The organism is Streptomyces sp. CB02261, assembly GCF_001905665.1.
GTDB lineage: Bacteria > Actinomycetota > Actinomycetes > Streptomycetales > Streptomycetaceae > Streptomyces.
The window spans coordinates 554,901-579,106 of sequence record NZ_LIVX01000003.1 but is presented as its reverse complement, the minus strand read 5'-3'; the positions used below and the strand labels follow the sequence as shown (position 1 = coordinate 579,106).

22 protein-coding genes and 3 tRNA genes are annotated in these 24,206 nt (G+C 73.1%); 8 read left to right on the top strand and 17 right to left on the bottom strand.

Annotated elements, in window-relative coordinates:
- Positions 1-8: 8 nt before the first annotated feature.
- Positions 9-437: a hypothetical protein gene (locus AMK29_RS12750; protein ID WP_073811894.1), complete on the top strand. Its 429-nt coding sequence runs from the start codon at positions 9-11 to the stop codon at positions 435-437.
- Here AMK29_RS12750 and AMK29_RS12745 read toward each other — a convergent pair.
- Positions 422-1,249, bottom strand: coding sequence for a BRO family protein (locus tag AMK29_RS12745; protein ID WP_073811891.1), 828 nt, complete (start codon positions 1,247-1,249; stop codon positions 422-424). The two genes, AMK29_RS12750 and AMK29_RS12745, sit on opposite strands and share 16 nt — an antisense overlap.
- A gap of 136 nt (positions 1,250-1,385) precedes the next feature.
- Complete coding sequence (locus tag AMK29_RS12740; protein WP_073811888.1) at positions 1,386-1,751, bottom strand: PH domain-containing protein; 366 nt, start codon at positions 1,749-1,751, stop codon at positions 1,386-1,388.
- 172 nt (positions 1,752-1,923) lie between these two features.
- Here AMK29_RS12740 and AMK29_RS12735 point away from each other — a divergent pair, with 172 nt between their 5' ends.
- Together AMK29_RS12735 and AMK29_RS12730 are read left to right on the top strand one after the other, a co-directional pair.
- Positions 1,924-2,871: an RNA polymerase sigma-70 factor gene (locus AMK29_RS12735; protein ID WP_073811886.1), complete on the top strand. Its 948-nt coding sequence runs from the start codon at positions 1,924-1,926 to the stop codon at positions 2,869-2,871.
- Positions 2,872-2,964: 93 nt separating this feature from the next.
- Positions 2,965-4,194, top strand: coding sequence for an NAD(P)/FAD-dependent oxidoreductase (locus tag AMK29_RS12730; RefSeq protein ID WP_073811883.1), 1,230 nt, complete (start codon positions 2,965-2,967; stop codon positions 4,192-4,194).
- A gap of 76 nt (positions 4,195-4,270) precedes the next feature.
- On the opposite strand, the gene AMK29_RS12725 is transcribed toward AMK29_RS12730, so the two are convergent.
- Together AMK29_RS12725 and AMK29_RS12720 are read right to left on the bottom strand one after the other, a co-directional pair.
- Positions 4,271-4,343, bottom strand: a tRNA-Arg gene (locus AMK29_RS12725).
- A 282-nt stretch (positions 4,344-4,625) separates the two neighbouring features.
- A tRNA-Ser gene (locus AMK29_RS12720) sits at positions 4,626-4,716 on the bottom strand.
- Positions 4,717-4,955: 239 nt separating this feature from the next.
- On the opposite strand from AMK29_RS12720, the gene AMK29_RS12715 reads away from it, so the two are divergent.
- Both AMK29_RS12715 and AMK29_RS12710 read left to right on the top strand, forming a co-directional pair.
- Positions 4,956-5,387 carry an SSI family serine proteinase inhibitor gene (locus AMK29_RS12715; RefSeq protein ID WP_073811881.1) on the top strand — a complete coding sequence of 144 codons (432 nt, stop codon included), beginning with the start codon at positions 4,956-4,958 and terminating at the stop codon, positions 5,385-5,387.
- 137 nt (positions 5,388-5,524) lie between these two features.
- Entirely contained in the window at positions 5,525-9,271 is a 3,747-nt protein-coding gene (locus AMK29_RS12710) for a PAS domain-containing protein (protein WP_073811878.1), read from the top strand.
- 45 nt (positions 9,272-9,316) lie between these two features.
- On the opposite strand, the gene AMK29_RS12705 is transcribed toward AMK29_RS12710, so the two are convergent.
- The 12 genes from AMK29_RS12705 to AMK29_RS12650 all read right to left on the bottom strand — a co-directional run bounded on the left by AMK29_RS12705 (position 9,317) and on the right by AMK29_RS12650 (position 20,203).
- Positions 9,317-10,969, bottom strand: coding sequence for a long-chain fatty acid--CoA ligase (locus AMK29_RS12705; RefSeq protein ID WP_073811875.1), 1,653 nt, complete (start codon positions 10,967-10,969; stop codon positions 9,317-9,319).
- A 136-nt stretch (positions 10,970-11,105) separates the two neighbouring features.
- The gene (locus AMK29_RS12700; RefSeq protein WP_073811872.1) at positions 11,106-11,660 is read right to left on the bottom strand and encodes a SigE family RNA polymerase sigma factor; all 555 of its coding nucleotides are present in this window, start codon (positions 11,658-11,660) and stop codon (positions 11,106-11,108) included.
- 182 nt (positions 11,661-11,842) lie between these two features.
- Positions 11,843-13,009, bottom strand: a complete 1,167-nt coding sequence (locus AMK29_RS12695; RefSeq protein ID WP_073811870.1) for a lipid-transfer protein — start codon at positions 13,007-13,009, stop codon at positions 11,843-11,845.
- Positions 13,006-13,389: a MaoC family dehydratase gene (locus AMK29_RS12690; protein ID WP_073811867.1), complete on the bottom strand. Its 384-nt coding sequence runs from the start codon at positions 13,387-13,389 to the stop codon at positions 13,006-13,008. The genes AMK29_RS12695 and AMK29_RS12690 overlap by 4 nt, the downstream gene beginning before the upstream one ends.
- Before the next feature lie 72 nt (positions 13,390-13,461).
- Positions 13,462-14,490 carry an acyl-CoA dehydrogenase family protein gene (locus tag AMK29_RS12685; RefSeq protein WP_073811865.1) on the bottom strand — a complete coding sequence of 343 codons (1,029 nt, stop codon included), beginning with the start codon at positions 14,488-14,490 and terminating at the stop codon, positions 13,462-13,464.
- A 1-nt stretch (position 14,491) separates the two neighbouring features.
- On the bottom strand, positions 14,492-15,481 hold the full coding sequence (locus AMK29_RS12680) for a bifunctional MaoC family dehydratase N-terminal/OB-fold nucleic acid binding domain-containing protein (RefSeq protein WP_079196856.1): 990 nt from the start codon (positions 15,479-15,481) through the stop codon (positions 14,492-14,494).
- A complete protein-coding gene (locus tag AMK29_RS12675; protein WP_073811862.1) occupies positions 15,478-16,644 on the bottom strand; it encodes an acyl-CoA dehydrogenase family protein in 1,167 nt (388 codons plus the stop codon). Before AMK29_RS12675 ends, AMK29_RS12680 begins: the two co-directional genes overlap by 4 nt.
- 185 nt (positions 16,645-16,829) lie before the next feature.
- The gene (locus tag AMK29_RS12670; protein ID WP_073811860.1) at positions 16,830-17,135 is read right to left on the bottom strand and encodes a hypothetical protein; all 306 of its coding nucleotides are present in this window, start codon (positions 17,133-17,135) and stop codon (positions 16,830-16,832) included.
- 434 nt (positions 17,136-17,569) lie between these two features.
- On the bottom strand, positions 17,570-18,091 hold the full coding sequence (locus AMK29_RS12665; protein WP_073811857.1) for an O-acetyl-ADP-ribose deacetylase: 522 nt from the start codon (positions 18,089-18,091) through the stop codon (positions 17,570-17,572).
- A 117-nt stretch (positions 18,092-18,208) separates the two neighbouring features.
- Positions 18,209-18,430 (bottom strand): antitoxin, encoded by a 222-nt coding sequence (locus AMK29_RS12660; protein ID WP_073811854.1) that lies wholly within the window; start codon positions 18,428-18,430, stop codon positions 18,209-18,211.
- Positions 18,431-18,589: 159 nt separating this feature from the next.
- A tRNA-Ser gene (locus AMK29_RS12655) sits at positions 18,590-18,679 on the bottom strand.
- Between the two features lie 48 nt (positions 18,680-18,727).
- Positions 18,728-20,203: a S1C family serine protease gene (locus tag AMK29_RS12650; protein WP_073811851.1), complete on the bottom strand. Its 1,476-nt coding sequence runs from the start codon at positions 20,201-20,203 to the stop codon at positions 18,728-18,730.
- A 219-nt stretch (positions 20,204-20,422) separates the two neighbouring features.
- On the opposite strand from AMK29_RS12650, the gene AMK29_RS12645 reads away from it, so the two are divergent.
- The 3 genes from AMK29_RS12645 to AMK29_RS12635 all read left to right on the top strand — a co-directional run bounded on the left by AMK29_RS12645 (position 20,423) and on the right by AMK29_RS12635 (position 23,164).
- The gene (locus AMK29_RS12645) at positions 20,423-21,244 is read left to right on the top strand and encodes a glycerophosphodiester phosphodiesterase (protein ID WP_073811849.1); all 822 of its coding nucleotides are present in this window, start codon (positions 20,423-20,425) and stop codon (positions 21,242-21,244) included.
- Positions 21,245-21,427: 183 nt separating this feature from the next.
- Positions 21,428-22,030, top strand: a complete 603-nt coding sequence (locus AMK29_RS12640; protein WP_073811846.1) for an ATP-binding protein — start codon at positions 21,428-21,430, stop codon at positions 22,028-22,030.
- A gap of 156 nt (positions 22,031-22,186) precedes the next feature.
- A complete protein-coding gene (locus AMK29_RS12635) occupies positions 22,187-23,164 on the top strand; it encodes a DUF5926 family protein (RefSeq protein WP_073811844.1) in 978 nt (325 codons plus the stop codon).
- Between the two features lie 220 nt (positions 23,165-23,384).
- Here AMK29_RS12635 and AMK29_RS12630 read toward each other — a convergent pair whose 3' ends face one another.
- Positions 23,385-24,023, bottom strand: a complete 639-nt coding sequence (locus tag AMK29_RS12630; protein ID WP_073811841.1) for a hypothetical protein — start codon at positions 24,021-24,023, stop codon at positions 23,385-23,387.
- Between the last annotated feature and the right edge of the window lie 183 nt (positions 24,024-24,206).

Below are 24,206 nucleotides of genomic sequence, written 5' to 3'. Positions count from 1 at the left end.
CTGCCCCTGTGCGCACTCCCCCGGCCTCCAGTCTCCGCCACATCCGCTTCCAGTCGCCGACGAGGAGCCCCCGGGGCCATCACCCCGGCGTCTTCGGGCTGGCCAACGCGCTGGCACGGGAGGGCCGGCTCTCCCCCGACGAGTACGCCGTGTGGCGTGCGTCGAACGACTGGTACGACGCCCACTTCCCGAACCCCTCGGCGGTGGACCCCACCGTCTACGACCCGCGTGTGAACCCGGGGGCCGCCGCCTGGTTCCGCCCGACGGCGACCGAGGCGCTGGCCCGGGTGGCCCCGTACCTGCGCATCCTCCGCGCCCACGGCGTGCCCTGCGTCCGCCTGGAGTCGTCCCGGCCGGGCCGGATCGTGTACGCGGACGCCTACCAGGTGGTGACGGTGGCGCCCCCGGCCCGGCGGGCGCCTCAGGGCAGGACGTAGATCCGCGTCCCGTCCGCGTCGGGCCCGCCGACCTCCCGTATGCAGCCGCGCTCGATGAGGAGGCGTACGCAGTCCCGGACCCGCTCCCGGGAGAGACCGGTGCGCCGGGTGACCTCCTGCGTCCGGTAGCGGACGCCGCCCCTGACCAGGGCGGGGGCGAGGCAGGTGGCGACCGTCCGCACGTCCCCGGTGACGTCCCAGGACTCGACGAGCTCCTGCGGGCCGAGCACGACGGCGGCGGCTCCGGTGCGCTGCCGGGGCAGGGAGAGCCGCGCAAGGGAGTCGGCGACCCTTGAGAGGCTCTGCCGGGTCTCGCGGAGCAGCTCCGCGTACTCGGTGTGCTCGGCGTACGCGGGGGCCCGCTCGTCGAACCGCCCTTCGAGCCGTACGAGGGCGTCGACGAGCTCCGCCGGCATCACGAACCCGGCGTGCACCGGCGAGGGTTCGAGCCCGTAGCCGCCGTACCGCTGGACCGCCGCCACGACCTCGCCCACCCACGCCCGGAAGGGCCCGGCCTCCGGTCTGCGGCACGCGCCGACGAGCTGGACGAGCCCCTGGAGGCTCACCATCCGCGTCGACGCCCTGATCCCGTGCCGGCCGGAGAACCCGTCGGCTCCGGTCACCTCCCGCGCGGACGCCAGGCACGTCCCGGGCAGGGCCACCGTCCGCAGCGCCTCCCGGGTCCCCCCGTACCCCAGGCGCTTCGCCACGTCCACCACCGGAAACCAGTGGGCTCCGTCGGGCGCGGTCAGGCGCCGCAGGGGCGCACCGGTGGCGGCGTACACCACGTCATCGATGTCGATCGCATCCATCGAACATCACCTCCGCCACGCAAGGTAGGCCGAAGGCATATTCAACTGACATGGAAATCAGACAGGTTCACCCAAAAGGGGAAGGCCCCCGGGATTCCCGGGGGCCTTGCACCTCGCTGGTCGCCTGAGCGCGCGCCTACTTGGCGACGAACTGCGTGAGGATCGCCTGCACCTCGTAGATGTCGACGCCCTTGGTGAAGGTCTTCTGCACGGGCAGCTGGCTGCCCGAGATCCAGATCTTCAGCTCGGCGTCCAGGTCGAAGGTGCCGGCGGTCTCGACGGCGAAGTGCGTGATGCTCTTGTACGGGATCGAGTGGTACTCGACCTTCTTGCCGGTGATGCCCTGCTTGTCGACCAGCACGAGGCGCCGGTCGGTGAAGAAGATCGTGTCGCGGATCAGCAGGTACGCGGCGTGCACCTGCTCCCCCTGCCCGAGCAGCCGCGCGTAGTCCTGCTGCGCCTGCGCCGGATCGATCGCGTGCGCGTTCCCGAAGAGTGCCATGCCCCAACCCCCACATTCGAAGTGAAAAGACGATCATCCGACCCGGCATCGCCGAAAGGCAAGACGTCCGATCGGCGCGCCCCACGAAACGAGGAAGCGACGGGGGAGGCGGAGCAACCGCGGCCGCGCACCGCCCGCCTTGAACGCCGACCGCGCGGCTAGGATTTCGACCATGGGCCTCACCGTGAACGACATGGACCGCTTCACCGCCTCCGTGCCTCGTCTGGAGGCCATCGCCTATCGCCTCCTCGGCTCCGCGAGCGAGGCCGAGGACGCCGTCCAGGACACGTTCCTGCGCTGGCAGGCCGCCGACGTGGACCGCATCGAGGTCCCCGAGGCCTGGCTGACGAAGGTCCTCACCAACCTGTGCCTCAACCAGCTCACCTCGGCCCGCGCGCGACGCGAGACCTACGTGGGCGAGTGGCTCCCCGAGCCCCTGCTCGCCGGCGACCCGATGCTCGGGCCCGCCGACACGGCCGAGCAGCGCGAATCGGTCTCGTTCGCGGTCCTCACCCTCCTGGAGCGCCTCACGCCCAACGAGCGGGCGGTCTACGTGCTGCGGGAGGCCTTCGACTACTCGCACCGGGAGATCGCCGAGATCCTCGACGTCACCGAGTCCGCCAGCCAGCAGATCTTCCACCGGGCCAAGAAGCACGTCGCGGACGGCAGGCCCCGCACCGAGGTCGACGAGGCCGCCGCCCGGCGGATCGTCGAGGAGTTCCTGGCGGCCGCCACCAGCGGGCAGACCGATCTGCTCGTACGGATGCTCACCAAGGACGCCGTCGCGCTCGGCGACGGCGGCGGGAAGGTCCCGGCCCGCGCCAAGGGCTTCGAGGGCGCTCTGGCGGTCGCGAAGTTCGTGCGGGGCCTGTTCTTCAAGCCCAGCGCGGCGAAGCGCGCCCTCGTGGGCGGCTCGGCCGAGATCCACGTCACGACCGCCAACGGCGCCCCCGCCGTGGTGGCGGTCGTCGACGGGCGGGTCGTCGGCGTGACGTGCCTGGACATCAGCGCCGAGGGCATCGTCGCCTTCCGCAGCCAGGTGAACCCCGACAAGCTCGACCGCGCGACCGGCCGCTGGGCCGCCACGGACCACGGGGAACCCCTGTTCACGGCCTTCTGATCCCGGTGTGACCTGCTTCACACCGGGACCCTGTCAGGAATCGCGGGGCTGCCCTGTTCAAGGTGCGAACCCGCGGAAGACAGGAGCACGGACATGCAGCACCGCATCATCGTTCTCGGAGCCGGCTACGCCGGAGCCATCGCTGCCGGGCGCATCGCCAAGCGGCTGCGCCGCGAGGACGTCGCCCTCACCCTCGTCAACGCCGAGCCCGACTTCGTCGAGCGCGTCCGGATGCACCAGCTGGCGGCCGGCCAGGACCTGAGGCCGCGCCCCTTCCGCGAGGTGTTCGCGGGCACCGGCGTCGAGGTGAAGCTCGCCAAGGTCACCGGCGTCGACGTCGACCGCAAGACCGTCACCGTCACCGCGGTGGACCCGCACGGCACCGGACGGACCGAGCAGGCCGGAGGGACCGAGGAACTCGCCTACGACACCCTCGTGTACGCCCTCGGCAGCGCCTGGAGCAACCACGGCGTCCCCGGCGCCGCCGAGCACGCCCACGACGTCGCCGGCCGCCCCGGCGCGCTGCGGCTGCGCGAACGCCTGGCCCGGCTGGACGCCGGACAGCCCGTGCTCGTGGTGGGCGGCGGCCTCACCGGCCTGGAGGCCGTGACCGAGATCGCCGAGGCCCGCCCGGACCTCGACGTCGCCCTCGCCGTCCGCGGCGGCCTCGGTGACTGGCTCTCGCCCAAGGGCCGCCGGCACCTGCGGAAGGTCGTCGACGGGCTCGGCATCACCGTCCACGAGGGCACCGCCGTCACGGCCGTGGCCGCAGACCACGCGACGACCGCCGACGGCACGGCCCTCCCGGCCGCGGTCACCGTCTGGACCACGGGCTTCGCGGCCAACCCGCTGGCGCGGGCCACCACCCTGGAGCTCACGGACGCCGGCCAGATCGTGGTCGACGGGACCATGCGCTCGGTCTCGCACCCCGACGTGTACGCCGTCGGTGACGCCGCCATGGCGATGGGCCCCGGCGAGAAGCCGCTGCGGATGTCGTGCGCCACGGGCACCCCCATGGCCTGGCAGGCCGCCGACGCCATCGCGGCACGCCTGACCGGCGGGAAGGTCCCGAGCATCCCGCTCCGCTACTTCAACCAGTGCATCTCGCTCGGCCGCGGCAACGGCCTGATCCAGTACGTCACGGCCGACGACCGCGCCGTCGACCGCGCGCTGACGGGCCGACTCGCCGCCACCTACAAGGAACTGATCTGCAAGGGGGCGGCCTGGGCCATCTCCCACCCGACCCTGGGCCTCCCGACCCGCCGCCGCCCCCTCCTCCACCCCCAGCCCCACCAGACCGCCCCCGCCGAGGTCGCGGCCTGAACGCGAGAGGCCCCGGACACCGTCCGGGGCCACAAACGCAAGAGACCCGGACTTTCGTCCGGGCCTCTTGTCTCTGTGCACTCGGCAGGATTCGAACCTGCAACCTTCTGATCCGTAGTCAGATGCTCTATCCGTTAAGCTACGAGTGCTTGTTCTTTTGTTTCTTGCCTTCGCTCCCCGGCCTTTCGGCCCGCTCGCGGCGACAGGAAGAACATTACATGACTGCCGCCGCCATGTGAAATCCATTGCTCGCACCCCTTGTGACCTGCGAAAACGCCGTCCTGGGGGCGCAGCAGGGCAGGTGCGGGTGAGCGGGGGCGGTGGCGTCTGGTGGGGTGAAGACACGCGGAAAGAGACCGGGGTCACATGGGCCGGAGGGCGGGGCCCGGAACGGCCGAAGCCCCGGCCTGGGGGCCGGGGCTTCGGTAGGGCGGAGGCGGAGGGATTTGAACCCTCGATGGGCTTTAAGACCCAAACCGCATTAGCAGTGCGGCGCCATAGACCGGACTAGGCGACGCCTCCATGCACCTCGCGCCTGCGCGTTCGGTGCGTGCAGATGATGACACAGGCGAACCGGCTGTCACCAATCGATTCTCACCGTACTAGTCCTGCGGGGTCGAGGGCAAAGCCCCACGGCGCGCCGTGGGGACCTCCCGGCGCACACCGGTTGCGCAACGCCCCGGCGCCCGGAGCGTTAGAGGGGGCGGGGCACGCGTGTGCGCGCCCGTGCCCGCCGTACACCCTCGTACCTGGAGATCCGTATGCTGCGCCGCCTCGCCCTCGCGACCCTCGCCACCACCGCCGCCGGCGCCGCCGGACTCGGCCCGCTGCCGCCGCTGCCCCTGCTCGCGCCGGCCGGGCCCGACACGCTGACCGTCACGATCGCCGAGAGCGGCCACCCGGACGCCGACGGCACCTTCGAGCTGAGCTGCGGCGACAAGGCGGGCGGGAACCACCCGGCCCGTGACAAGGCCTGCGAGCGGCTCGAACGGCTCGCCGGGGCCGCCGAGGACCCGTTCCGGCCGGTGCCCGAGGACCAGCTCTGTACGCAGGTGTACGGCGGACCCGCCGTCGCCCAGGTCACCGGCACCTGGCGGGGCCGCTCCGTCGACGCACGCTTCTCCCGCGCCGACGGCTGCGAGATCGCCCGCTGGGAGAACCTGGAGCCGGTCCTTCCCCTCGTCAGGGGGTGACAGGAAGGATGAGGCAGGGGGCACCCCCGGAGGCTCCCTTAGACTCCCTTCCGTGACAGGCTGCGGCCCGAGGGGCAAGATGGGGCCGGCCGGCCGATAGGCAAGCACGTGCAGTGCGTCAGGGAGGAAGCGTCGTCGTGAGCAGCAGGCCATCCCGAGGCGCTGCTCGCCTCGCAGCCATACTCGACGCCCTCCCCGACGGCCTCGTGCTCGTCAACTGCAACGGCACGGTCGTCAACGCCAACACCATCGCCCTCGGCATGTTCGAGACACCGGGCACCGCACTCGTCGGACGCGGCCTCCTCGATCTGCTGCCCGACTTCGACTCGCGCCTCATCCCCGGCTCCATGCGCCGCCCCGAGGGCACCGACGAGCGCGGCCGCACCAAGCCGACCCGGATGATGGCCCGCCGTACGGACGGCGGCGAGTTCCCCGTCGAGGTGACCAGCGCCAGCCTGGAGGACGGCCGCGAGGCCTACGACTCGTACAGCGGCTACACCGGCGACGAGCTGCTCATGCTGGTCGTCCGGGACCTCACCGGCACCCTCGACACCGAGGCCGAGCTGGCCCGCTCGCAGCGGCAGACCGAGATGATCCTGCGCGCCGCGGCCGAGGGCGTCGTCGGCACGGACACCGACGGCAGGGTCGTCCTCGTCAACCCGGCCGCCGCGCAGATCCTCGGCTACCGGGCCGGCGAGCTCGGCGGCCAGGAGCTGCACCCGCTGATCCTCGCCAAGCGCGCCGACGGCGACCCCTTCCCGTACGAGGAGTCCCCCCTCGCGGACACCCTCAAGTCGGGCCGCAAGCACCGCGTGCGCGGGCAGGTCCTGTGGTCGAAGAAGGGCGAGCGGGTCCCCGTCGACCTGACGACCGCCCCGGTCCGCGACGGCGACCAGCTCGTCGGCGCCGTCATGACCTTCACCGACCGCAGGCCGTACGAGCAGCTCGTCGAGGAACACGCCGCCGAACTCGCCGACCGCGCCGAGCGGAACGCGGCGGAACGGGAGGCGCAGCAGGAGCGGTACGCCGCCCTCGCCGCCCGGCACGAGCAGCTCACGGCCGTCCTCGCCGAGTCGCTGCGCGGCCCCCTGGAGGAGCTGCGCACGCAGCTGGGCGCCCTCGCCGCCGACGACGCGGGGCAGCTGTGGCCCGAGGCCAACCAGGTCCTGCACCACCTGGCCGCCGGGTACGCCCGGATGACGGCGCTCGTCGACAACGTCCTGGGCTACCAGCGCCTGGACTCCGGCGCCGAGCAGCTCGACAAGCGCGTCGCGCTCCTCGACGGGGTCGTGACGGCCGGCATCGACCGGGCCGTCGAGCTGATCGGGCCCGGCCGCGCGCAGTTCGCCGTGCACGCGCCGCCCATCGAGGCCGAGGTCGACGCGGCCCGGCTCGCGACGGCGCTCGCGCACCTCGTCGCGGACGTCGCCGGTGTCGACGCCACCGGCAAGAACCGGGCCGCCGCCCCGGGCGCCGGCCCCGCCGACTCCACGATCGTCGTCGCGGCCGCACAGCGCGGTGACGTCGTACGGATCGAGGTCCGCGGCCCCTACGCCGGCGGCGACTCAGTCCACGGGCCCGTCGTGCGCGGGATCGTGGCGGCGCACGCCGGTGTCGTGCAGACCCACGAGGTGCCCGGGACGAGCGGCGGCGCGTACGTCCTCGAAGTCCCGCTCGGCAGCGGGCGGGGCACCGTCCCCACGGCGCCGAGGGCCGCGGCACCGGCCGGCGGCGGGCGTGAGGCCCTCGCGCTGCCCGTGCAGGCCGGCGCGCCCTACACGCCGCCTCCGGGCGCCGACTCCCCGGAGACCTCCGGAGGGGGCCGGCGACGGGCCCGGCGCGGCTCCACGGACGCCTTCCTGGAGAGCGCGGTCGCCCCCGACGGCGGTACGGAGCCCAGCGGGCGCCGCCGTGCCCGTACGGGAGAGGCCGCCGGGGCCGCCGAGCTGATCCCGGCCCAGCAGAACGCGGCCGCCGACGCCGCCCCCGTCTCCTCCGGATCCCCCGTCGCTCCTTCAGGGGCGCCTGCCGGGTCCGGTGTCGAGCCGACCGGGCGCCGCCGTGGCCGACCCGCCGAGGGGTCCGTGGTGACCGCCGCAGAAGGCGCGCAGGGGCGTGCCGCGCTCGGCGCCGCCGTGCCGCCGCAGGGTGTCGCCGTCGAGCCCTCGGGCGCTCCGGCCCTGGCCCGCGCCCTCCCGGCCGTCGCGTCAGGTCCGGGTTCCGCTTCCGATTCCGGTTCGGGTTCCTCCGGTTCGGGTGAGGGGGTGCCGGAGGGGCAGCCCAGCGGGCGCCGTCGTCGGGCGCTCGCCGCCGCTCAGGAGCGGGCGGCGGCGGCCGAGGCCGGGCCCCGGACGCCGTTCGCGCTCCCGCCCGCCGACGCAGACCGTTCCGATCCGGTCGCCGGGCCGCTGCCGGTCGCCGGGCCGCTGCCGGTCGCCGACGAGGGGCAGCACGAGGCCGTACGGGGTGTCCCGGGCGCCGACCACACGCCGCCGCAGCCCCACCCGCACACACAGCCGCCGGGGCTCGTCCCGCCGGTCGTCCCCCCGGTCATGCCGCCGGCCGAACCGACCGGGCGTCGTCGGGCCGTCGCACCGCCGCGCCCGGAGCCGGAGCCGCCGGCCGCGCCCCGGGACAGCACGGGTTCCGTTACGGGTACCGGTTCCGTACCGCTGCCGCCCGAGCTGCCCATGCCCAAGGACCACAGCCACGGACGGGCGTTCAGCGTCCGCACCCTCGGACAGGGCGTCCCCTTCGTCCCGCCGGCCGCCGCGACACCTTCCGCGCCCCCGGCCCCGGCAGCCCCCGTGGCACCGCAGGCCCCCTCGGCACCGCCGGCTCCCGCGGCCCCCGGTGCGCCGTCCAACGGCTCCGGGCGGCGGCGCAAGCTCGCCACCCCGCCGGAGGTCGACCCGCCGGCCGCCGCGGCAGCCGTACCGGCCGCGGGCGAGGCCAGGCCGCACCCGCAGCCGGAGTCCGCTCCGGTGCCCACCCCGCCCGAGCCCGCGCTCGGGCTCGTCCCCGCCGCCTCCGAGGGCCGCGCGTACGCCATAGGAGCACCCGCCGCGGGTTCCGCCGAGGGCCCCGAGCCGCTCGACGGTCCCGGCGGAGCCGTCGAGGTCGCCAACCGGCCGGCTCCGCGCCCGGTCGACGACGAACTGCCGCCCGAGCCCCTCGACAACCCGCGCCGGCTCCTCGTCTGGCCCGCACCCGACGTCTCCACCCAGCAGGCGCTGAGCGACCGGGGCTACCGGCCGGTGATCGTGCACTCCCGTGAGGAGGTCGACGCCCAGATCGCCGCCTTCCCGGCCGCGCTCTTCGTCGACCCGCTGACCGGCCCCATCACCCGTACCGCGCTCCAGTCGCTGCGCCAGGCCGCCGTCGCCGCCGAGGTGCCGGTGCTGCTCGCGGCCGGGCTCGGGCAGGCGACCCGGGAGGCCGCGTACGGCGCCGATCCGGCCGTACTCCTCAAGGCGCTCGCGCCGCGCGACAGCGAGCAGCACCCGTCCCGGGTCCTGCTGATCGAGGAGCACGAGGACATCGCGGAGGCGCTCGCGGCCACCCTGGAGCGGCGTGGGATGCAGGTCGCGCGGGCCGCCACGGACACGGAGGCGGTCGCGCTCGCGACCCGGACGCAGCCGAACCTGGTGGTGATGGACCTGATGCAGGTGCGCCGCCGCCGGGCCGGGATCATCGACTGGCTGCGGGCGAACGGGCAGCTCAACCGCACCCCGCTCGTCGTCTACACCTCGACCGACCTCGTCGAGGAGGAGCTGCCGCAGCTGTCCTCCGGCGAGACGGTCCTCTTCCTCGCCGAGCGCTCGAACAGCGCCGAGGTCCAGGCCCGGATCGTCGACCTGCTCGCGAAGATCGGCACCAACTAGCCCTGTGGGGCCGGTCGGTGCCGATCGGTGGTGGACGCAGGGGACCTACAGCTCGGTCACGTCCAGCTCGCCCTCCGCGTACTGCCTGCGGATGACCTTCTTGTCGAACTTGCCCACGCTCGTCTTCGGCACGGCCGGCACGATCGCCCAGCGCTCCGGCAGCTGCCACCTGGCGATGCCGCCCTCGTCGCCGAGGAAGGACTTCAGCGTCTCGTAGTCCGCCGTCGCCCCCTCCTTCAGCACGACGGTCGCCAGCGGCCGCTCGCCCCACTTCTCGTCGGGCACGGCGACGACGGCGGCCTCGGCGACCGCCGGGTGCGCCATGAGCGCGTTCTCCAGCTCGACGCTGGAGATCCACTCGCCGCCCGACTTGATGACGTCCTTCGCGCGGTCGGTGAGGGTGAGGAAGCCGTCGGGGCTGATCACGCCCACGTCGCCGGTCTTGAGCCAGCCGTCCTCGCTGAACTTGTCGGCCGGGCGGACGGCCTCGGCGTCGATGCCGCCGAAGTACGAGCCCGCGATCCAGGTGCCGCGCACCTCCAGCTCACCGGCCGACTCGCCGTCCCAGGGCAGGTGGTCGCCGCCGGGGCCGACCAGGCGCGCCTCGACGCCGGCGGGGAAGCGGCCCTGCGTGATCCTGTACGGCCACTCCTCCTCGGCGGTCAGACCGGTCGGCGGGTGGGCCATCGTGCCCAGCGGGGAGGTCTCGGTCATGCCCCAGGCGTGGCAGAGCCGGACGCCGAGCCGGTCGTACGCCTCCATGAGCGAGGGCGGACAGGCCGCGCCGCCGATGGTGACCTGGGCCATCGAGGAGAGGTCGCGGGGGTTCGCGGTGACCTCGGCGAGCAGGCCCTGCCAGATGGTGGGGACGGCGGCCGCGTGGCTCGGCCTCTCGCGCTCGATCATGTCGGCGAGGGGCGCGGGCTGGAGGAAACGGTCCGGCATGAGCATGTTGATGCCGGTCATGAACGTGGCGTGCGGCAGACCCCAGGCGTTGACGTGGAACTGCGGCACGACGATCAGGGTCGTGTCCTTGTCGGTGAGGCCCATCGACTCGGCCATGTTCACCTGCATGGAGTGCAGGTAGATGGAGCGGTGGGAGTAGACGACGCCCTTCGGGTCCCCGGTGGTTCCGGAGGTGTAGCACATGGCGGCGGCCGAACGCTCGTCGAGCTCGGGCCAGTCGTACGTGGTCGGGCGGCCGGCGATCAGCTCCTCGTAGTCGTGGACGCGCGGCGCCACGCCGTCCAGGACGGAGCGGTCCCCGGGGCCCGCGACCACGATGTGCTCGATCGTCGGCAGGTGCGGGAGCAGCGGGGCGAGGAGCGGGAGCAGCGAGCCGTTCACGAGGACGACCCGGTCGGCGGCGTGGTTGACGATCCACACCAGCTGCTCGGGGGGCAGGCGGAGGTTGAGGGTGTGCAGGACCGCGCCCATGGAGGGAATCGCGAAGTACGCCTCGACGTGCTCCGAGTTGTTCCACATGAGGGTGGCGATCCGCTGGTCGCCGGTGACCCCGAGTTCGTCGCGCAGGGCGTTGGCCAGCTGGTGCGCGCGCGCCCCGGCCTCCGCGAACGTGCGGCGCTGCGGCTCGGGCTCGCCCGTCCAGGTGGTGATGGTGGACTTCCCGTGGATCGTCATCCCGTGCTTGAGGATGCGGCTCACGGTCAGCTGTACGTCCTGCATGGTGCTGTACACGGGGCGTCCTCCCGGTGGGCGCTACGTGGCAGAAAGGGTGGGGAGATTCTGCGCACATACCGAGCGGTATGTCACTACCCGGGAGTACGAAAATTGCCAGTGATTACTGGCGGGAGCCGCACGGTGGCGCCGATCGCTAGCGTACGGGGGTCAGCTCGGGGTCCTCACGGAGCTTGCCGAGCGCCCTGGACACCGCGCTCTTCACGGTGCCGACGGACACCCCGAGCACCTCGGCCGTCTGGGCCTCGCTGAGGTCCTCGTAGTACCTCAGGACCACCATCTGGCGTTGCCGCTCCGGCAGCTTCATCACCGCGCGCCACATGGCGTCGTGCAGCACCTGCCGCTCGGCGGGGTCCGGCACCGGGAGGCCCACGGGCTCGGGCAGCTCCTCGCAGGCGAACTCGTCGACCTTGCGCTTGCGCCACTGCGACGTGCGGGTGTTCAGCAGCGCGCGGCGGACGTAACCGTCCAGGGCGCGGTGGTCCTCGATGCGCTCCCAGGCGACGAAGGTCTTGGCGAGGGCGGTCTGCAGCAGGTCCTCGGCGTCGCAGGGGTTGGCGGTCAGGGAACGCGCGGTGCGCAGGAGTACGGGCCCACGCGCCCGTACGTACGAGGAGAAGGTCGGGTACGACGCGTACGACGCGTACTGCGAGGCACCGGCGCAGACGGGGCCAGAAGGTGGCGGAGTCATGGCTCCACGCTAGGAGGGGAGGGGTACCCGGGGGATCGGCCCCAGGTCCCGACCCGCGATCCGCCTCAGGTTGTAGGGGTGGGGACCGCTCCACCTCCTCTGGGTGGAGACCTCCCGGGGCCGCCTCAGGGTCGGGGCGAGGGGGACGGCACCGGCCGTGGGGCTCCGCTTCCGCCGTTCGGCTAGCCGTCCGTGCCCAGGATCAGACCGGACGTGGGGACTCCCGTGCCCGCCGTGACCAGGGTCCGCTCGGCGCCGGGTATCTGGTTCACCGAGGTGCCGCGGATCTGCCGGACCGCCTCCGCTATGCCGTTCATACCGTGCAGATAGGCCTCTCCGAGCTGCCCGCCGTGGGTGTTCAGCGGGAGCGCGTCGGCCGCGACGAAGTCGGCCGCCTCCCCCGGCCCGCAGAAGCCGAACTCCTCCAGCTGCATGAGCACGAACGGCGTGAAGTGGTCGTAGAGGATGCCCACGTCGATGTCGGACGGGGCGAGACCGGCCGTCCGCCAGAGCTGCCGGGCCACCACGCCCATCTCCGGAAGCCCGGTCAGCCCGTCCCGGTAGAAGCTGGTCATGGCCTCCTGCTTCCGTCCGGCGCCCTGCGCCGCCGCCAGGATCACGGCCGGCCGGTTCGGCAGGTCGCGGGCGCGCTCGGCGGAGGTGACGACGATCGCCTGGCCGCCGTCGGTCTCCTGGCAGCAGTCGAGGAGCCGGAGCGGTTCGACGATCCAGCGGGAGGCGGCGTGGTCGGCGAGGGTGATCGGCTTCCCGTGGAAGTACGCGGCGGGGTTGCGCGCCGCGTGCCGCCGGTCGGTGACGGCGACGTGCCCGAAGACGTCCGGGGTCAGGCCGTAGGTGTGCAGATAGCGCTGGGCGGCCATCGCCACCCAGGACGCCGGGGTGAGCAGCCCGAAGGGCAGCTGCCAGCCGAGGGCGGCTCCCTCGGCGGACGGCTCGCGCCGCTGGACGCCGGAGCCGAAGCGGCGGCCGGAGCGCTCGTTGAACGCCCGGTAGCAGACGACGACCTCGGCGACTCCGGCGGCGACGGCGAGCGCGGCCTGCTGCACGGTCGCGCAGGCCGCGCCGCCGCCGTAGTGCACCCGGGAGAAGAACGACAGCTCGCCGATGCCGGAGGCCTGGGCGACGGTGATCTCCGGGTTGGTGTCCATGGTGAAGGTGACCAGGCCGTCGACGTCGGCGGGGGCGAGCCCGGCGTCGTCGAGGGCCGCCCGCACCGCCTCGACGGCGAGGGACAGTTCGCTGCGGCCCGAGTCCTTGGAGAACTCGGTCGCCCCGATGCCCACGACGGCAGCCCGGCCGCCGAGGCCGTCCCGCCTGCTGAGGCTCATCGCGGCACCTCCACGGTGACCGTCCCGGTGACGTGATGCCCGAGCCCGTTGGCGCCGACGACCCGGACCTGGGCCGTGTCGCCGTCCACCTCGGTGACCGTACCGGTCAGGACCATGGTGTCGCCGGGGTGGTTGGGGGCGCCGAGCCGGATGGCGACCTTGTGGAGGACCGCGCGGGGGCCGAAGTGGTCGGTGATGTACCGGCCGACGAGGCCGTTGGTGGTGAGGATGTTCATGAAGATGTCCGGGGCGCCCTTCTCCCGGGCCAGCTCGGCGTCGTGGTGCACGTCCTGGTAGTCGCGGGAGGCGACGGCCCCGGCGACGATCAGGGTGCGGGTGACCGGGACGGTCAGCGGCGGCAGCTCGTCCCCGGGTTTCATGACAGGTCTCCTTCCGCGCGCACTTGACCAGGGTTCATGACAGGCCTCCTTCCGCGCGCACTCGACCGGGTTTCATGACAGGTCTCCTTCCGCCAGGAAGTCGCCCAGTTCGGCGAGGAGTTCGGTGCCGCAGCCGAGGTAGGCGTCGAGCTGCCGGCCCCACAGGAAGTGCCGGTGGACGGGGTGGTCGAGGTCCGCCCCCGTGCCTCCGTGCAGATGCTGCCCGGCGTGCACGACCCGCTTCCCCGCCTCGGAGGCCCACCAGCCGGCCGTGAGGGCGGCTCCGGCGGCGTCGAGGCCCTCGTCGAATCGCCAGGCCGCCTCGTAGACGGTGACCCGGATGGCCTCGGTGTCCATATGGGCGTCGGCGGCCCGCAGCTGCACGGCCTGGTGGGTGGAGAGCGGGCGGCCGAACTGCTCCCGTACGGAGGTGTGCTCCACGGCCCTGGCCAGGGACCCGGCGCAGACCCCCGCCTGCATCCCGGCGAACGCGATCCGGGCGGCGGCCAGCACGTCCTCGTAGGCGCCGCGCTCGCCGAGCCGCTCCGCCTCCGCCCCGTCGAGGACGAGCCGGGCGGCTGACCAGGGCGCGGTGAGCTCGACGGGATCGACGCGGGCCGCGTCCTCGGCGCGGACCAGCCACAGGGCCCGGTCCCCGTCGGGTACGAGGACATGGGTGGCGTCCCTCAGCCACGGCACCCAGTCCACGGCCCCGTCGAGCCGGCCGCCGCGCGCGGTGACCGTGCCGGGCGCCGGGAACGCCCCCACCACCACCGTCGTACCGTCGCGGAGGCCCGGCAGGAGCCGGGCCCGCTGCTCCTCCGTACCGTGCCGGGCGACGGCGAGGATCCCGTACACACAGCTCGCCGCGAGGGGCACCTGGGCCGTCACGCGCCCCTGCTCCTCCAGGAGGAGCACCAGGCCGAGCAGCCCCGTCTCCTCGACGGCGCCGGGGAGACCGGCGGCGCAGAGCGCCTTCCAGAGCTCGGCGTCCGTGCCCGTACCGGCCGCCCTGAGCCGCTCGTGGGTGGCGAGATCGGCGAGGATCCGGCCGCCCAGCTCCCGGGCGGCCTCCTGCTCCTCGGTGGGGGTGAAGTCCATGTCAGTCCTCCCCTCCGGCGCGGAAGACGGGAAGCTCCAGCTCCTCGTCGACGCGCAGGAACTCCAGCCGCACCGGCATCCCGATCCGCACCTCGTCGTGCGGCACCCCCACCACGTCGCTGATCATCCGCACGCCCTCGGCGAGCTCGATCAGACCGACCGCGTACGGCGGGGTGAAGGCCGGGAAGGGCGGATGGTGCATCACCACGTACGAGAAGACCGTCCCGGCACCGCTCGCCTCGACCGTGTCCCACTCCCGCGAGCCGCAGTCGGCGCACCCCGGCAGCCAGGGGAAGCGGAGGGCCGCGCAGTCGCCGCAGCGCTGGATGAGCAGCCGGTGCGCGGCCACCCCGTCCCAGAATCCGGCGTTGTCCCGGTTGATCACGGGCCGGGGCCTCCTGGCGGCCGGGGCGGCGGCCTTCGGGGGCCGGACGGCGGGCGCGTACTTGAGGATGCGGAAGCGGTGGGTGCCGGCGAGGTCGCCGTCGGCGCGGACGTCCGTCCGGGTGGTGACGAACCGGCCCGCCCCGAGTGCGGTGGTCTTGCGGGCCGACACGGACTCGATGACGGTGTCGAAGGTGATCTCGTCGCCGGGCCGCAGCGGCCGCAGGTACTCCTGCTCGCAGTCGGTCGCGACCACGGAGGTGTATCCGGCGCCGTCGAGGAGGGCGAAGAGCTCCTCGTGGGCGGAGGAACGGTCCGTGTGCCCCGAGAGACCGCCCATCGTCCAGGCCTGGAGCATCGTCGGCGGTGCGACGGCCTCCGGCCCCCGGTAGGCCGGGTGGGCGTCCCCCATCGCCTCGCACCAGTGCCGGATCATCGGCAGGTTCACCGGATCCTTGCCGAGCCCGCCGGTGACGGCGGGCCGCCCGGCGAACTCCCGCAGCCGCTCGTCCAGCCCGTCGGGCGCACCGGACACCCGGTGGGTCCGGTCCCTCGACCCGGCCCCCTCGGGCCGGGCCGCCCCGCCGTCCCGCTCCACGAGGGTCATCGCCGACCCCTCGCCCTCATGCCCAGCCGCATCCTCGCGACGATCTCGCGCTGCACCTCGCTCACCCCTCCCCCGAAGGTGTTGATCTGCGCGGCCCGGTTCATGCGCTCCAGCTCACCGCCGTCGAACTCCCCCGGTGATCCCGCTCGCACCGTCCCCGCCCCGCCCGCGATCTCCTGACATATTCGATACACCTCCACCGCCGATTCGGTTCCCATGAACTTCACGCCGCTCGCGTCGCCCGGGGCCAGCCGGCCGGCCCCCACGTCGCCCACCAGACGCCAGCTGAGCAGGCGGGTCGCCGCCAGGCGGGCGTGCGCCTCGGCGGCCCGGATCCGGACCCACGGCTCGTCGACGCGGCGCCTGCCCGTCACCGGATCGGGGGTGCGGGCGCGGTGGAGCACCGCCGCGAAGAAGTCCTCCGCCTGCATGCCGATCGCGGCGAGCGCGACCCGTTCGTGGTTGAGCTGCTCGGTGATGAGCCCCCAGCCGCCGTGCTCGGGTCCGACGAGGTGGCCGGCCGGCACCCGTATCCCGTCGTAGTAGGTGGCCGTCGTGGTCAGTCCGCCCACGGTCGTGATCGGGGTCCAGGAGAAGCCCGCGGCGTCCGTGGGGACGAGGACGATCGAGATGCCCCGGTGCGGGGGTGCGTCGGGGTCGGTGCGGCAGGCGAGCCAGATCCAGTCGGCGTTCTGGGCGTTGGAGGTGAAGATCTTCTGGCCGTCGATCCGCCAGGAGTCCCCGTCGCGGACCGCCCGGGTCCGGAGGGAGGCGAGGTCGGTGCCGGCGTCGGGCTCGCTGTACCCGATGGCGAAGACGGCCTCGCCGCGCAGGATCCGGGGCAGGAAGAAGGCCTTCTGCTCCTCGGTCCCGTGGGCCATGAGGGTGGGTCCGACGGTGTTGAGGGTGACCATCGAGACGGGGGCGCCCGCGCGGTACGCCTCGTCGAAGAAGACGAACTGCTCGTCGGCGCCCCGGCCCTGGCCGCCGTACTCCTCGGGCCATCCGAGGCCGAGGAGTCCGTCGGCGCCGATCCGGCGCAGCAGCCTGCGCTGGGCCGCGCAGTCGGTGGCGGGCGGCGGACCGTCGGGCATCACGTCCCGGAAGTACGCGCGGAGTTCGGCGCGCAGCCGTAGCTGCCGCTCGGTCGGGGCGAGGTGCACGGCGACGGCCTCCCGGGGGACGACTGAGATTTCTGACTGTCCGTCAGATTCAGCGTCTCTGTCAAGGTCGGCGACCGACCCGCGCGCACGCGCGACGGCTCGCACGCCGATACCGAAGTACCGGCGTGCGAGCCGTCGTTCACTCCGCTCTCACGCCCCCCGTCGGGCCGGTCGCCGTGCTGCGGTCACCACCACGGGGCGAAGGCGACCACCGTGGTGTTCTGCGCGATGTTCGTGAAGGCGGAGCCGTTCACACTGGCCGTGTTGTTCTGGTTGGAGGCGCCGGAACCGGTCGCCACCTGCTGCGTCGTGGTCGAGTTGCCGTCGTTCTCCCCGCCCACACCGCTGCCCGTGATCGCGGCGACGCTGGTGTTCGATCCGTCGTCCGCGAATCCTCCGTTGTCGGCCTGGGCCACCCCCGCGAAGAGCGCGGCGGCGAGGGGCAGGGCTGCGGCAGCGGCGAGGATACGGGCGGTACGGATGCTTGCCATATGTGTTCCTCCGGGAACTGAAAACGGGTGCTCTGAGGTGCTCTGGGATCAGCTGAACCACGGCCGTTCACAGGGCGGTTGGCCGACCGCCCCGGTCGTTCGTGCTCGACGTCGCGAGTCCAGAGTTGCCCACCGAATCCCCGGCGAACCACCCCGGAGCAGCCAATTCCCCCTCAAGCGTGAGGACAAGCAGATAAACCCCGTCAACGCGAGGAAAGGCCCAGCGCACCCGGGCGGGGGCGGTTCAGCACAGGCGCGGCCCGCGCAGCCCAAGGGAGGAAGCGTTCCGGCAGATTTTCCGCCAATCTCTCCCTCTGACGAACGCGACGGCGAGTCGCCCCGACACGGCACTCGAACGGGGAAACAGAAGGGAAAGACAGTTCGATCACACGGACGTCCTGTGGGCACTCCTGCCCCTACGGTCTCTTCTGCCCCTACGGGATCTCCTGCCCTACAGCCGCCTCGAAGGCCGCGTACGCGTGCGCGTCGAAGAGCACGAAGCGCACTTCCTCCACCTCGGTACGGGTCGCCCGTACCGTCTCGACGGCGATCCGGGCGCCGTCCTCCATCGGCCAGCCGTAGATCCCGGTGGAGATGGCGGGGAACGCGACCGTGCGGTCTCCCAGTTCGTCGGCCACCCGCAGCGATTCCCGGTAGCAGGAGGCCAGCGAGTCCGAGCGGTCCTCCTCCCGCGACCAGACGGGCCCGACCGTGTGGATCACGTGCCGGGCGGGCAGCCGCCCCGCCGTGGTCGCCACGGCCCCTCCGGTCGGCAGACCCTTGCCGTAGTGCGAGCGGCGCAGGTCCTGGCAGGCGGCGAGGATCTCGGGCCCGCCCTTCCGGTGGATGGCGCCGTCGACTCCCCCACCGCCCAGCAGCGAGGAGTTCGCGGCGTTGACGATCGCGTCCGCCGGCTCGGCGGTGATGTCCCCCTGCACGAGCACGATCCGCACCACGACGGCACCCCTTCTCCGCTCACCCTCCCGACGGGTCCATGAAACCCGATCACACCCCGAAGGGGCGCCCCGTATACGACTCCGGGGCGCCCCTGACGGGCGATGTGCGCCTCCGCGCTACTGCTGAGGCGGGGGCGGGGAGTTGGGCGGCGGGTTGTCCGGTCCCTGACCCGTGGTCCCGCCCATCTGCTGCCTGAGCTTCTCCTGGGCGGTGTCGACCTGACGGCTGTACTTGCCCTGGGTCCGGCCGTCGACGTAGTCACCGGCCTTGTCGACGCCCTTGGAGGCCTGATCCTCGTGGCCCTTCAGCATCCCCTTGAGCTTGTCGAACACAGACATACGGCCCTCCTAGCCAATGTTCCAGCCCCTCCAGCATCGCGGCCCCACGCCGGTCCCGCATCCGCTGAGCGTTCCCGGCCCGGAACCCGCAGGCAGGGAGCAGGCGAACAGACACGCGGAAGGCCCCCGACCGGATACCTGGTCGGGGGCCTTCTCACCTGGCGGTGGGTGTGGGATTTGAACCCACGGTGACATCGCTGCCACGACGGTTTTCAAGACCGTTCCCTTAGGCCGCTCGGGCAACCCACCCCGCGCCGCCGGTGTGTCCACGGACGGCGCGGGGGACAGCCTAGCCGGTCAGTTGTCCCCGGTGCGTTCGCCGAGGGTGACGGTGGCCGTGGAGGTCTTGCCGTCGCGTTCGTAGGTGATCTTGACGGAGTCGCCCGGCTGGTGGGTCCAGATCTCGCTGATCAGGGTCGGGCCGCTGTCGATCTGGCGGTCGCCGAAGCCCGTGATCACGTCGCCGGCCTTCAGACCCGCCTTCGCCGCGGGGCCGTCGGGGACGACCGAGGGGGTGCCGCCCGCGCCCTGGGCGGCGATCGTGGCGCCCTCGCCGCGGTCGGTCATGTTCACCGTCGCACCGATCACCGCGTAGACCGGCTTGCCCGTCTTGATCAGCTGCTGGGCCACGGTCTTCGCCTGGTTCACCGGGATGGCGAAGCCCAGGCCGATCGAGCCCGCCTGGGTCTGGCCGAAGCCGTTGCCCGTGGACTGGATGGCCGAGTTGATGCCGATCACCGCACCGCTCGCGTCGATCAGCGGGCCGCCGGAGTTGCCGGGGTTGATCGACGCGTCCGTCTGCAGGGCGCTCATGTACGAGTTGCCGCCGCCGGAACCGTCACCCGAGGCCACCGGGCGGTTCTTCGCGCTGATGATGCCCGTCGTCACGGTGTTGGACAGACCGAAGGGCGCGCCGATCGCGATGGTCGAGTCGCCGACCGCCACCTTGTCGGAGTCGCCGAGCGGCAGCGGCTTGAGCCCCTTCGGCGCCTTCGTGAGCTTCAGTACGGCCACGTCGTAGCCCTCGGCCCGGCCGACGACCTCCGCGTCGTACGACTTGCCGTCCGGGAAGGTCACGGAGAGCGTGCCGCCCTCCGCCGCCGACGCCACCACGTGGTTGTTGGTGACGATGTGGCCCTCCTGGTCGTACACGAAGCCCGTGCCCGTACCGCCCTCGGCCTCGCCGCCCTGGGAGGCGCCGGACTTCGCCTGGATCGTGACCACGCTCGGCAGTGCCTGGGCGGCGACCGCGGCGACCGTGCCCGGTTCCCGCTTGAAGGCCGCCGGGGCCTCGCCCGAGGAGACCGTCGTCGAGCCGACGCCGTCGTCGCCGCGCTCGGCGGCCCAGTAGCCGATGCCACCGCCGATGCCGCCCGCGACGAGCGCCGCCGCCAGGACGGCCGCCACGAGTCCGCCGGTCCGCTTGCGCGGCGATCCGGGAGCGGGGGAGGCCGGCGGGGGCGGGGCGCCCCAGGCCGGCACGGCCGGCGGAGGCGGCGGCCAGCCGCCCGCCGCGGCGGGAGCGGGAGCGGGGGCGGGAGGAGGAGTGGGAGCAGGGGCGGTAGTGGCGGCGGCAGGGGTGTGGGGGACGGCCGGGTCAGGGGTGGCCGGGGCCGCTTCCTGGGCATGGGTGGTCGGGGCGGGTGCCGGGGGCGGCGGCGGGACCGGGGTCCGTGCCGTCGGCTGGTCCGGCGTCGTCGAGGGAGGTGTCGGCGGGGCGGACGGGGCAGCCGGGTCCGCCGGAACCGCCGTGCCCTCGTTCTCGGTGCTCACAGCTCGCTCTCCTCGTTGACTGCGCGGGGTGGTGGTGCCTGCGGGGTGGTGGTTCCTACGGGGTCACCTATGGGATCCAGGGTGCCGCACCAGCTTTTCCCACCGGGCGTCAGAGCACTGTAAGGCGGAGCTGTGCGTTCGCACCTCTTCCTTTATATACGGACAGAACGGACGCCTTCCGGTGTGCCCGCTCCGCCCCGCCAATGGCACCATGACGCCGTGACTCACGCACGGCAGCACCCGAACCGCGTCCCCCTCCAGGTCGTCGCCCACCGTGGAGCCTCCGAGGACGCACCGGAACACACCCTGGCCGCGTATGTGAAGGCCATCGAGGACGGCGCCGACGCCCTGGAGTGCGACGTCCGGCTGACCGCCGACGGCCATCTCGTCTGCGTCCACGACCGGCGCGTCGACCGCACGTCGAACGGCCGCGGTGCCGTCTCCGCCCTCGAACTCGCCGATCTCACCGCCCTCGACTTCGGCACCTGGAAGGGCCGCGACGACTCCGGCGAGAGCCCCGACTGGCGGGACCCCGGCTACACCTCCGTCCTCACCCTGGAGCGCCTCCTCGAGCTGGTATCCGACGCGGGGCGCCGGGTCGAGCTGGCCATCGAGACCAAGCACCCCACCCGCTGGGCCGGCCAGGTCGAGGAGCGGCTGCTCCAGCTCCTCAAGCGTTTCGACCTCCACGCGCCCGCGTCCCCCACCGACTCCCCCGTACGCGTCATGAGCTTCTCGGCCCGTTCCCTCCAGCGGATCGCCGCGGCCGCGCCGACGCTCCCCACCGTCTCCCTCGCGCAGTTCGTCTCACCGCGGATGCGGGACGGCCGGCTTCCCGCGGGCGCGCGCATCGCCGGCCCTTCGATCCGGATCGTCCGCCACCACCCGGCCGTGATCCTCCGGCTCCGGAACGCCGGACACCAGGTGCACGTCTGGACCGTGGACGAGGCCGAGGACGTCGAGCTCTGCGAGCGCCTCGGGGTGGACGCGATCATCACGAACCGCCCCAAGCAGGTGCTGACCCAGCTGGGCCGCGACTGATCCTCACGGCGCCTCCATCCCGGCCTGTCGCCGCCTCTGTCGCCGTCTCCGCCGACTCCGATATCGCCGCCTCTACCGCTGCCTTTACCGCCCCTCCAGCCTCCCTTTTCCCTTACGTCACAAGGGTTTACGGGGCCGACAGGGCGTGCACCGGCGCGTTCGGTACCTACGCGATCGTCACGAGTGCCTCATCGAACGCGGATTGGCCGGTTTCCGGCCCAGGCCAGCGGGGCATCCACACGGTGGCGTGGGGCAAAGGAGGTCTCGGGGGTGGCGTTGGTGGTGGCACAGGAGGTGCCCACGTCGTCGAGCATGGCCGTACCCCATGGCCCTGCGGGCGTGGGTGAGGCGCGACACCGGATGCGGGACGAGCTGTACCGCAGCGGGGTGTCCGATTCGGTCGTCGACGACGCGGTACTGATCCTTTCGGAGCTGCTCAGCAATGCCTGTCGGTACGGCAGGCCGCTGGGACGGGCGGATCGGGGCGACGGGGACGTACGAGCGGCCTGGCGGGTGGACTCCGCGGGCGGCCTGCGGGTGGAGGTGACGGACGGTGGTGGCCCTACACGGCCCGTTCCGTCGACACCCTCGGTCACCGCACGAGGAGGGCGCGGGCTGAACATCATCAGCGCGCTGGCCCAGGACTGGGGTGTACGGGACAGCGCGACCGGCGAGGTCACCGTCTGGGTGGTGGTCACCGAGGGACACCGGCGCGAGGACTTCGCGGCCCGCGTCGGCGGCGGCTCACGCTTCGACATCCTGGACGCGTACGACGATCTCGACTGACGCGCGCGGTGCGCGGACGGCGGTGGCGCACGTACGGCTGTCGCCGCGTTCCCCGGCGGGGCAGCGCGCCCCGCCTGAGGGGTGTCGGTGCCCGGTGCGGCTAGGCTCGCGCCCGGAACAAGCACCGCACCGCCGCGATCGGGAGAAAGCCACACCATGGCCAAGAAGCGCCCCCAGACGAAGGCCGGCAAGACCGGCCAGGCACAGGTCACGAGCGGGGAGATCCCGGTCGTCGGCGCCCGCGAGCCGTGCCCGTGCGGTTCGGGCCGCCGCTACAAGGCGTGTCACGGCCGGGCCGCCGCGCACGCCGTGACCGAGCTCGTCCAGCGCCCCTTCGAGGGCCTGCCCGGTGAGTGCGACTGGGTCGCGCTGCGCGAGCTGGTGCCCGCCGCCACCGTGCCGCTCACCCTGAAGGGCGGGCTCCCGGAGGGCGTTCCGTCCGTGACGCTCGCGACCGTGCTGCCGATGGCGTGGCCGGCGCTGCGCCGCGACGACGGCTCGGTCCTGCTCGCCCTGCAGAACGACTCCACCTCCGGCGACCTCGCCCGCGACCTCGCCGACACGCTCCAGCGCGCCCTGGAGACCGAGCCGGGCAACCCCGTACCCCCGCGCCGTGTGCCGGCCGAGGGCCCGCGCCTCCAGGACCTCCTGGACGCGGACGCCGCGTTCGCGCCCGAGGTCCACTCGGGCTTCGAGTTCTGGATCCCGCAGTCCACGGACGGCGCCGACCCGGAGGTCGCCGCCTCCCTGGAGCGGGCCAACGCGGCCGCGATCCCGACCGTCAAGCTGACGAGCGTCGACTCCGCGTACTGGTGCGAGACCCCGGACAAGAACCACCTGCGCTGGGTCATGCCGTACCCGGAGGAGAAGCTCCTCGACGCGCTCGCCCGCCTCCAGGCAGGTGACGGCACCTCCCTCGGCGCGGACACCCGGCTCGTCGGCTCGTTCCGCGCCCACGGACTGATGGTGCCGGTCTGGGACCTGCCGACCGCGATGACCGCCGAGGAGTGCGAGAAGCCTGCCGCCGAGTTCGCCGAGCGGCTGGCCGGGGCGCTCGCCTCGGACGCCCCGCTCACCGCGGAGGAGCGGCGGGCGCGCGGCGGCCTCACGAACCGTCAGGTGACTCTCAGCTGATACCCCACGTGGTATCGGTGACCGACAGACCGACCGGTCGGTGACTTCCACCACAACACGGTCGGTGGCCGGGTAAATCCCTGTCCGAATAACCGAGATCGAATTTGCGAACAGCAGATCTCTTGTTACCGTTCTGGAAGCCCGGTCGCTGGTGCATCCCCCGTCGCCAGCGATCGGGCCTTTCCATGTCCGCTTCCGGCAGGCTCCGGGGCGTCGACGTTCAACTTCCTTCCCGATCCGCCGTGTTGCTGCCTGCCCGCAGCAGCAGCGGAGTACTGTCCCCTTCGCCCGTGCCCGCGAATTCCGCGACCGCCGTATACGCCGTGGCCACGCCCCGACCGCGCTCCCCCGGCGTTTCACACGTCCCCGGTTCGTCCTGCGCGGGGACCCGGCAACGGACCTGTACGGTCCGTCCGCCGGGGGCCATGAGGGTAAGAAACGCGTCGAGTTCCCGGCCGGTGGCGTTCCGGTAATACGTACGCGCCCAGGTGTCGCGTCCCTCCGCCAGTACGCAGGTCTGCGCCTCGACCCCGTCGGGAGAGGCGAGTTCCGGCCCACACCGGGAGAGCCGTTCCGGCGACACCGGGGCGCGGGTGACCCGGGCGGCGGCGTCCGGAGCGGGGGAAGCGGCAGCCGGAGCCTCGGGAGGCGGAGCCGCCGGGGCGGTGGCGGCCGGGGGCGACGACGGGGTACGGGGGCCGAGGCCGAGCCCCGGCAGCAGGTCGCCGGCCTTCGCGTCCGCCCGCTCGGCGGGGCGTACGGGATCGCCCGTCGGTCCCGCCGTCGCGACGAGCGGCAGCAGGACGGCGACCGTGACGGCCGCCCCGAGTCCGATCACGCGGAGGTTCACCGGACTCATGCGTCCCACCTGCTCCTGCTCGGCTGGAGATCTCGAACGGTGGGGTGAACATAGCGGCGGCCGACGCCCCTCCGGCCGGCCGCACGCGCGTTTCCCGGAGAAGTCGGCCCCTGACACACCCGTTCGGGTGAACGGCCGAAGCCCTCACGGGGAAGCCCCGGGGTGAACGCCCAAGCCCTCACG